Source organism: Micromonospora sp. NPDC047753 (assembly GCF_040642735.1).
In the GTDB taxonomy this organism is placed as follows: Bacteria; Actinomycetota; Actinomycetes; order Mycobacteriales; family Micromonosporaceae; genus Micromonospora.
On record NZ_JBEYSL010000280.1, the window covers coordinates 1 to 8,793 of the forward strand.

The 8,793-nt window shown below is 72.4% G+C and carries 9 protein-coding genes; 2 read left to right on the forward strand and 7 right to left on the reverse strand.

From position 1 onward, the window contains the following. Window positions 1–146: 146 nt before the first annotated feature. On the reverse strand, window positions 147–755 hold the full coding sequence (locus tag ABZ749_RS22055) for a VTT domain-containing protein (RefSeq protein ID WP_357230442.1): 609 nt from the start codon (window positions 753–755) through the stop codon (window positions 147–149). 101 nt (window positions 756–856) lie between these two features. Then, window positions 857–1,552 (reverse strand): 50S ribosomal protein L11 methyltransferase, encoded by a 696-nt coding sequence (locus ABZ749_RS22060; protein ID WP_357230445.1) that lies wholly within the window; start codon window positions 1,550–1,552, stop codon window positions 857–859. 181 nt (window positions 1,553–1,733) lie between these two features. On the opposite strand from ABZ749_RS22060, the gene ABZ749_RS22065 reads away from it, so the two are divergent. Then, window positions 1,734–1,937 carry a cold-shock protein gene (locus ABZ749_RS22065; protein WP_007462771.1) on the forward strand — a complete coding sequence of 68 codons (204 nt, stop codon included), beginning with the start codon at window positions 1,734–1,736 and terminating at the stop codon, window positions 1,935–1,937. A gap of 48 nt (window positions 1,938–1,985) precedes the next feature. Here ABZ749_RS22065 and ABZ749_RS22070 read toward each other — a convergent pair whose 3' ends face one another. The 5 genes from ABZ749_RS22070 to ABZ749_RS22090 form a co-directional block, all read right to left on the reverse strand. After that, on the reverse strand, window positions 1,986–3,266 hold the full coding sequence (locus ABZ749_RS22070; RefSeq protein ID WP_357230449.1) for an MFS transporter: 1,281 nt from the start codon (window positions 3,264–3,266) through the stop codon (window positions 1,986–1,988). Further along, window positions 3,263–3,838, reverse strand: a complete 576-nt coding sequence (locus ABZ749_RS22075; protein ID WP_357230453.1) for a helix-turn-helix domain-containing protein — start codon at window positions 3,836–3,838, stop codon at window positions 3,263–3,265. Before ABZ749_RS22075 ends, ABZ749_RS22070 begins: the two co-directional genes overlap by 4 nt. Window positions 3,839–3,945: 107 nt before the next feature. Further along, window positions 3,946–4,821, reverse strand: a complete 876-nt coding sequence (locus ABZ749_RS22080) for a hypothetical protein (protein ID WP_357230456.1) — start codon at window positions 4,819–4,821, stop codon at window positions 3,946–3,948. Window positions 4,822–4,979: 158 nt separating this feature from the next. Then, window positions 4,980–6,659 (reverse strand): CocE/NonD family hydrolase, encoded by a 1,680-nt coding sequence (locus tag ABZ749_RS22085; RefSeq protein WP_357230459.1) that lies wholly within the window; start codon window positions 6,657–6,659, stop codon window positions 4,980–4,982. 3 nt (window positions 6,660–6,662) lie between these two features. Next, window positions 6,663–7,178 (reverse strand): MarR family transcriptional regulator, encoded by a 516-nt coding sequence (locus ABZ749_RS22090; RefSeq protein WP_357230462.1) that lies wholly within the window; start codon window positions 7,176–7,178, stop codon window positions 6,663–6,665. 123 nt (window positions 7,179–7,301) lie between these two features. Here ABZ749_RS22090 and ABZ749_RS22095 point away from each other — a divergent pair. Further along, window positions 7,302–8,793 (forward strand): efflux RND transporter permease subunit (locus ABZ749_RS22095; protein ID WP_357230465.1); only part of this gene is annotated, 1,492 nt, incomplete at its 3' end.

Below are 8,793 nucleotides of genomic sequence, written 5' to 3' on the forward strand. Positions count from 1 at the left end.
CGCGTCACCTGTCGACCTGGGTGAAGTCCCAGGAGTGCGGGGCGCGGGCCACCAGCAGGGCTGGCGGGTCCGGCAGCGGGCGGGGGCTGCTGCGCACCGCAACCCGGCCCCAGAGCCCCCACACCCCCCCAGAGCGAAGAACAGCCTCAGCCGACGACGGCAAACAACCGCCGCCGCGCCCCCAGCAACGCGACGGAGGCCAGCACCAGCCCGACCCCCATCGTGACCAGCAGGGGGCTGGGGTCGCCCGGCAGCAGCGCGGCCACCGACCGCGACGCGGTGCCCAGGGCGAGGTAGAGACCGGCCCAGGCGGCCGCGCCGATCGTCGCGCAGCCGAGAAATCGGCGGTACGACATCCGCAGCCCGCCGGCGGCCAGTGGCAGTAGCGCGTTGAAGACCGGCAGGAACGGCGCGACCACCATCATCCGGCCGCCTCCGCGACGCAGGATTCCTTCGGCCGCTGTCCAGCGGGCCTCGCCGATCCAGCCACCGATGCGGCTGTCGCGCAGTCGGTCGGAGTAGCGACGGCCGACCAGGAAGCTCAGTGACCAACCGGCCAGGCAACCGATCAGCACCGCGGTGAAGGTGGCCAGCCCGGTGCTCGGGCGGCCCACGCCGACGGCGGCGAGGATCGCGACGTCGCCGGGAACCAGGACACCCAGCAGGGGTACGGCGTCGAAGAGCATGACGAGCCCGAGCGCGCCCATCAGCAGCAGAACCGGTAGTTCTCCGATCTGGGCCAGCCATTGCGTCATGCGTCGACGCTATGGCCGTGGCGCCACTTCGGACATCGGGTCGTAGCCCCCAGTGACCCCTGGTATCCGCCTCGGGGTCGCCCCTGAGTCGGGGGTGCGCCTCAGGCGGGGCGCAGCACCTGCACGTGGCGTAGCGACGAGTCGACCGACGGTTCGGTGGTGGGTACCGGGTAGTCGGCCAGCACGGTCAGGCGGTCCGTCGGCAGGTGTCCGCGGCCGGGGTCGCCGACCAGCACGTCGGCACCCGCGGCGGCGGCCCGCTGCAGGAAGGGCAGCATCCGGTCGGCCATCGCGCGGTCGTAGAAGACGTCTCCGGCGACGACCAGGTCGACCTTCGCTTCGGTGCTGTCGAGCAGGTCGTCCCCGGTGGCGTCGACGGCGACGTGGTTGGCCCGCGCGTTGAGGGTGACGGCGGCGACGGCGTACGGGTCGATGTCGTTGGCGATCACCTCCGCGGCGCCGGCGAGCGCGGCGGCGATGGCTACCAGCCCGGACCCGGCGGCGAGGTCGAGCACCCGGCGACCGGCGGCCAGCTCCGGGTGGTCCAGGAGGTGACGGGCCAGGGCCTGTCCCCCGGCCCAGGCGGACGCCCAGTACGGCGCGGGCAGCGCGCGTCCGGCGGCGGCCTCCATCCGGGCCCACCAGACGATCGCGTCCTCGGCCAGGTGCAGCCGCACCTCGGGGACGAACGGAGTGGGCATCAACCGGAGCCGGTCCAGACCAGTACCGGGCGCGTGGATTTCGCGTTCCAGCTCGGTCAGCGCGTCGGCTGCGGCATCACTCATCGGCGCAAGCATGCCGCAGCGGCGGTTGGTCGGGGCGGGTTTCACATGCCGCCGCGCAGAGTTCACCCGAGTTCAGTCAAATACCTACGGCACTTCGGCCAGCGGATCGGGGTTTTGCCCGTTACTGTCGAACAGGTACGGGCGATCATCGGCCAGAGGCCGAGGGTCAGCCGCTTTGAACAGGGAGAGATGCATGGCAACCGGCACGGTTAAGTGGTTCAACTCGGAAAAGGGCTTCGGCTTCATCGAGCAGGACGGTGGAGGGCCGGACGTGTTCGTCCACTACTCCGCCATCGCTTCGAGCGGCTACCGGGAGCTCAACGAGGGCCAGAAGGTCGAGTTCGAGGTGACCCAGGGGCAGAAGGGTCCGCAGGCGGACAACGTCCGCCCGATGTAGCTCCGTGCCGGTGACGGCGGCCGGTCTCCGGCCGCCGTCGCAGCGCACTCAAGACGCCGCCGGGGCGGCGGGCAGGTCCCGCCGCCTCCGGATTGGTCCGACAAGCAGAATCAACGGGGTGAGCGCCAGCCAGGCGGTCATCACGACAATTGCCGTCTCGACGCCGTAACGTGCGCCGATGGCACCGGCCAGCACGGCCGCCAGCGGGATCGTGCCGTAGTTGAGCAGATGCATGCTCACCGTCACCCGGCCCAGCAGGTGGTGCGGCGTGTAGGTCTGCCGGAAGGCACCCTTGACCACGTTGCCGATGGCCACCCCGAGACCGATCAGCAGGCCGCCGAGGGCTGGCCAGGCCAGCCCGACGCCGGGCGCGGCGAGCGGGATGAGCAGCGCGGGCGGGCCGGTGAGCGCCGCCGCGATCAGCACCGCCCGTGCGGTGCCGCAGCGCCGGGCCACAGTGGTGGCGAGCAGCGCGCCGATGATCCCGCCGGCGCTCATCACACCGACGAGCCCACCCACCAGGCCCGGTTCGAGTCGCAGTTCACGGACCAGGAAGACCACCAGGACGGCCTGGTAGCCGGTCAGCCCGATGTTGCTGGCCGCGCCGAAGAGCGTGAGCACCCGCAGGTACGGGTCCCTGATGACGAAGCGCAGCCCTTCGGTGATGTCCCGGCGCAGCGATCGGGGCCGCTGCGAGGGTCGTACGCGTGGTTCGCGGGTGCGGATGCGCAACAGGAACATCGCGGAGAGCAGGAATGTGAGCGCGTCCAGCAGCAGTGCGGCGACGGCGCCGACGAGCTGGGCGATCAGACCGGCGAGGCCGGGTCCGACGACGTAGCTCGCGGTCTGGGTCGCCTGGAGCTTGGCGTTGCCCTCCGGCAGTTGCCCGGGTCGCAGCAGCACCGGCAGGTAGACCTGGTCGGCGGTTTCGAAGAAGACCCGCGCGGCGCCCGCGCTGAGGGCCACCACCAGCAGTTGCGCGACGGTGAGCCGGCCCAGCACGGCGGCCAGCGGCACGCTGAGGAAGGCCACCGCGCAGAGCAGGTCGCAGATCACCATCACCGGTCGGCGGGGCAGCCGGTCGACCCACGCGCCGGCCGGCAGGCCGATCAGCAACCAGGGCAGCCAGGCCGCCGCGGTGAGCACCGCCACCTGGAAGGTGCCGGCGTCGAGGACGGCGACCGCGACCAGGGGCAGCGCGACAGTGGTGACGTTGCTGCCGACGCTGCTGACCGCCTGGCCGGCCCAGAGCAGCCGGAAGTCGCGGTGCCGCAGCAGCCCTCCGGTCGGCCGGACGTCGGCGTCGTCAGAACGGGTGGCGATGGTCACGGTCGGGCCGGTACGCCGTGGACGAAGACGAAGACCGGCCTGCGGTCGGCGTCGTCGTCGGGTAGCTCCCGGTCGGCCCAGCGGCCGAGGACCTCGATCATCTCGCGGCTCAACTCGGCCAACTCCTGCGGCGTGAGGCTCAGCCAGTGGTCGGTGGAGAACGGCGCGTCGTTCCAGGTGGCCTGGGTGCTCTCGTCGGCGGCGTGCCAGGCCCGGGCCAGGGCGACGTGCCGGTCGAGGTTGAGCGAGGTGGCGGCGTCGGCGACCGCGCGGGAGGCCGGGTCGGCGTCGAAGTCGGCGTTGGACCAGCGCAACCCCCTGGTCACCAGGCGCCACCACCGCTCGCGCCGGTCCCGGGCCAGTTCGGGCGCCTCGGCGACCAGGTCGGCGGCGGCGAGGACCTTGAGGTGGTGGCTGACGTTCGCTGGGGCCTGGTCGGTGCGCTCGGCGAGGAGCCCGACGGTGGAGGGCCCGTGGACCTTGAACACGTCCATCAGCCGGCGGCGCAGCGGGTGGGACATGGCGGCCAGCACCCGGGAGTCGGTGATCTGGCGTACGTCGGGGCTGTTCATGTCGACAGCCTGACATCCGCAACGACTGTTGCGCAACACTCATTGCCCAACAGTCGTTGCGGATCGCGTCAAGAGGGGCGGCCCGGCGGCTACGAACCGCCCCTCGCTCAGGCGACGAGCCGGCGGGCCAACTCGTCGGCCACCTGCTTGGCGATCGTGGGCGGGATCGCGGCAGCGATCTCCTCCGGGGTCAGCCCGGCCAGCACGCCCTGGATGATCGCCTCCTCGTCGGTGAAGTCCCGGTTGGACAACTCCGTCAGCGCGGCCTGCAGGGCGGTGACCTGCAAACCGAGCGACTTCAGGGTCGGGTGGGCCGGCCTGAAGTTCGAAACGGTGGCGTCCTCACCCATCGCCATCCGGGTGTAGATCTGCCCGATCGGGTTGCGGCCGTCCAGGACGGTGAGGTTCTTGTGGACGGTGGCCAGCCAGTTGTGCTCTTCGGGGGTCATGTCGTCGTCCTCCAGGAGTCCGATGGAACTGAGGTAGCGGCGGAACAGGGGCCGCTGGTCGCGGCCCGCCTTGATGGCGTCGCGGAAGAAGCTGAAGTGGGTGTGCCAACGGTGTGAGCTGTCGCCGGTGGTGCGCTTGCCGAGGCGATCCCACCGCTTCACAGTGCTGCCGTCGGGGCTGTAGATGATCTCCCGGATGTCCCGGGTGTCGGCCGCGTTCGCGGCGCACTGCGCGACGCACCAGACCGAGAAGCTGGGCAGGGTGTTCGATCGGCCACCGGAACGGACATCGAACTGTCCGACGTCCAGCGCCGCCGCGTCGAGGGTCAGCCCGGCCCGGTCCCGAGGCGACTCGACCACCGAGTAGTCGTTGGGGACCACCCGGTCCGACCCGCAGTGGTAGCCGCCCCGGTGGGACGAGTCACCGACGATGCCGACCTCGCCCGGATCCAGGTCGTCGGGCCCGGGAGCGTTGTCGAGGTGAGTGAGGAGCAGACTTCGGACGGCCAGAAGATTAGCCGGGGCCCGGGTCATGGGGTCCCCCTTTCCGAGAGGCGGGGACCGGGCACGACGTCACACCGCGTACGCGGTGCTGGGCTTCGGGCGAGCCCGGCCTACTGGTGCACGGCGCCGGGCGTTGACTCCACCATAGCCCGCATTTTCGGTAAACGCCCAGCTCAGGAGGGGTCTGTTCAGATTGGAGGTTGGTGCGGGGCAGAGTGGACGATCGGCAGCAGCAGCGCCGAGGGGTGCGCCGGGTCGTGCAGCACCTGCCGCCAACCAGCACGTAGCGTCACCGCCGTGCCGAGCGGTTCTCCGGTGCCGGGGTTGCGCGCCCACCGTGGATGGGCGCCGCCGGAGACCTGCACCCGCAGTCGGTGCCCGGCGGCGAAGCGGTACGCGGTCGGCCAGAGCGGCACCGGAATCCGCAGCGCCCCAGAAGGGTCGGCCGCCGGGAAGCGCTCGGGCGTGACCCGCACCAGACCGTCGCACACGTTCCACGAGCGACCCCGGCGGTCCACGTCGCACAGACGAACGAACACGTCCAGGTAGGGCAGATCGCTGCGCAGGTGGATCTCGGCGCGGACCGGGCCGATCACCTCGACCGGCGCGGCCAGCGGGGCGCTGGTGTAGGTCAGCACGTCGGGGCGGGCCTCGACCCGCCGGTTGTCGACCGGGCCGGCCCGTTGGGCGACGAGCAGCGGACCGCCGAGCGACGGGGTGGGGTCGGCGGGGTCGTAGCGGAACCCGTCCGGTGTCGACACGACAGGTGGGCGTGCCGCCAGCTCGCCACCGGGTTGCAGGTGCCAGGCGGTCTCGACCGCCGGGGGTGGCCAGTCCGGCAGGTCCCGCCAGCCGCCACCGGGGCCGCCGACGTGGATGCGTACGGGCGGCCGGGCTGGTCCCGCCGGGCCGCGCGATCGGGTCGTGGCCGGCAGATGCTCGTCGAGCCAGGCCAACCCCTCGCGCAGCGCGCCCACGAACAGTCCGGGGCTGCCATGCGTCCATGGGCCGATGACCAGGCGCGGCGGTGTGCCGGCGGCGCGCAGCACGGCGTGGTCGTCGAGCTGGGCGGGCAGGAAGATGTCGTGCCAACCGGTGACCATGACCACCGGCGCCCGCACCTTCGCGACCTGGTCGGCGAAGACCCGGGTCCGCCAGTAAGCGGCCTGCGGTGTGTGGTGGCGTAGCCACTCCTGAAAGAACGGGATGGTCACGCCGGTGGCCACCCGGTCGGCCTCGGCCAGCGGGAGGTGCTCCAGCGCGGCGGCCAGCCGGGGTTGCCCACGCTTGAGTTCCCACTGCCGGGCCAGCCACGGCACGGTCTGCGCGTGCAGCAGCTCCGCCCAGGTCAGCACCGTGTCCAGGGCGAAGGACTCCCCCGCGTACGTCGAGTCGCGGGTGGCCGAGGCGGTCACCACCGCGACCATGGCGCGCAGCTCCTCGTCGGCGTCGGCGGCCAGGGCCCACTGGGCGAAGCCCTGGTAGCTGACCCCGAACATGCCGAGTTGCCCGGACCACCAGGGCTGGCGACGCAGCCAGTCCAGCGTGTCCGCGCCGTCGTCGCGCTCGTGCACCAGCGGGGCGAACGTTCCACCAGAGCCGCCGGTGCCCCGGCACGACTGGATCACCGCGTGTCGACCCCGGGCGGCGAGCAGCCGACCGAGCAGCCGCAGCGGCCCACCCCGCCCGTAGGGGGTGCGGATCAGCACGGTCGGCGCACCGCGGACGGCCGGGGCGTAGTGGTCGGTACGCAGCACCACGCCGTCGCGGGCCCGCACCGCGAGGTCACGGCTGACCCGCACCGGGCCGGGGCGGGTCGGGGTTAGGCGCAGCGCGGCGCTGGCGAGGCGGGTGACGAGGTGCGGCACCGGTCAGCCCGTCGGGCGGCGGGGTGACTCCGGCCGGGTGGCGCGCACCGCGTCGCGGTGCCCGCGCAGCGACTCGCTCATCTCCTCCATGAACCGGTGCACCACCTCCAGCTCGTCCTCGCTGAAGCGGGCCATCACCGTGTCGGTACGGGCGCCCAGCGGCCGGAAGAACTCCGTGGCCAGCGCGGCGCCCTGGTCGGCGTAGTGCAGCAGCACCTTGCGCCGGTCGACGGTGTCCCGGTCGCGGCGGATGTGCCCGGCCCGTTCCAACCTGTCGATCAGGGCCGTGACCGAGCCGGAGGAGAGGTTCAGCTGCTCGCCCAGACGGCCGGGGGTGATCGGATCACCGAGCAGCTCGGCGTCCATCACCGCGATCAACGCCTGCAGGTCGGTCGGGTTGAGGCCGTGCAGGTTGGCGAAGGCGTGGCCGACCTGCTGGGCGTCCACCGCGTACCGCCGGAGGTTGTTGGTGATCTCCGCGGCCAGCTGCTCGCGGCGCGTGTCGCGCCGTCGGTACATGCCGTGAGTCGCCACCTCGCGCCGCTCTTCCCGTCGTTGATCCCCCGGGTTGCAGCATAGAACAGCCCCGGATAATCTCGGCTATCAAGATACTCGACTTCCGAAAGACCTTGAGGTCACCTGATGTCTGTGTTCACCAGAGTCGCTCGTGGCCGGCTGGCCGCGTGGCTCACAGTGGCCGCCGCGATCGTCGTGGGCGCGGCCGTCTTCGGGACACCCCAACCGGACAACCCGGCACCGGTCTCCGCCACCGGCCTGTCCGTGCAGTGGCAGTCGACCCAGGTTCAACGTCTGCAGGATCAGCTGCCCTCCAGCGACGTGCAGCCGGCCATCGTGGTGATCAGTCGCGGTGACGGCGGCGCGCTGAGCGAAACCGACCGGGCGACCGTCGGCGCTCGCGCCGACGACCTGCGCCGCTTCGCGGTGGGTGGGCAGGTCAGCCCCGCCCAGGTCTCCCCGGACGGCGCGGTGGCCCTGGTCGCCGTGCCGTTGGACACCGCCGGCGGGCAGGAGGTCGTCACCGACACGGTGACCCAGCTGCGCGAAACCCTCGCGGACCTGCCCGACGGGCTGAGCGCCGAGGTGACCGGCTCCCCGGCGTTCACCGCCGACCTCTCCTCGGTGTTCGACGGTGCCGACGTCACCCTGCTCGTGGTGACCGCCGCCGTGGTCGCGCTGCTGCTGCTGATCACCTACCGCAGCCCGTTCCTGTGGATCGTGCCGCTGGTCGTGGTCGCCGCGACCGAGCAGCTCACCCTGCGCGCGGTGGACGTCATCGTGCCCGCCGTCGGCATCAACCTCCAGCAGGGTCAGGTCACCGGCATCGCCAGCGTGCTGGTCTTCGGCGCCGCCACCGACTACGCGCTGCTGCTCATCGCCCGCTACCGGGAGGAGCTGCGTCGCGAGGAGGACCGGTTCGCGGCGATGCGCGCCGCGTTGCGCCGCACCGCGGAGCCGATCCTCGCCAGCGGCGGCACCGTCGTGCTCGGCGTGCTCACCCTGCTGCTCAGTGAGCAGGAAACCAACCGGGCACTGGCCGTGGCCTGCGCCACCGGTGTGGTCTTCGCCATGCTCTCGGCCCTGTTCGTGCTCCCCGCCGTGCTGGTGCTCTTCGGTCGCGGCCTGTTCTGGCCGTTCGTGCCCCGGGTCGGCGGCCCGGTGCGAGAGGGTCGGCTCTGGGGTCGACTCGGCGCAGCCGTGCAACGCCGCCCGGTGGTGGTCGCGACGCTGGCCACTGTGCTGCTCGGCGGCCTGGCGCTGGGTGGGCTCGGCATCCGTACCGGCCTGTCCGAGACCGAACAGTTCCGGGCCGAACCCGAGGCGGTGACCGGCGCGCAGACCCTGGCCAGGGCCTTCCCCGCCGGCAGCACCCAGCCCGTCGCCGTGATCACCACCCCGGCGGCGGTGCGGGCGGTCACCGACGCCGCCACAGCGGTACCCGGTGTCGCCTCGGCGCGCCCCGGCGACGCCGGCACGGCCGTCGCCCAGGTCGACGTGGTCCTCGACGCCGAACCCGGCACCACCGCCTCGGACCGGGCGATCGAGGCGCTGCGCGCGGCGGTCGCCGCCGTCCCCGACTCCGCGCCGCCGGCCGCCGCCGGGTCACGGCGGCGGC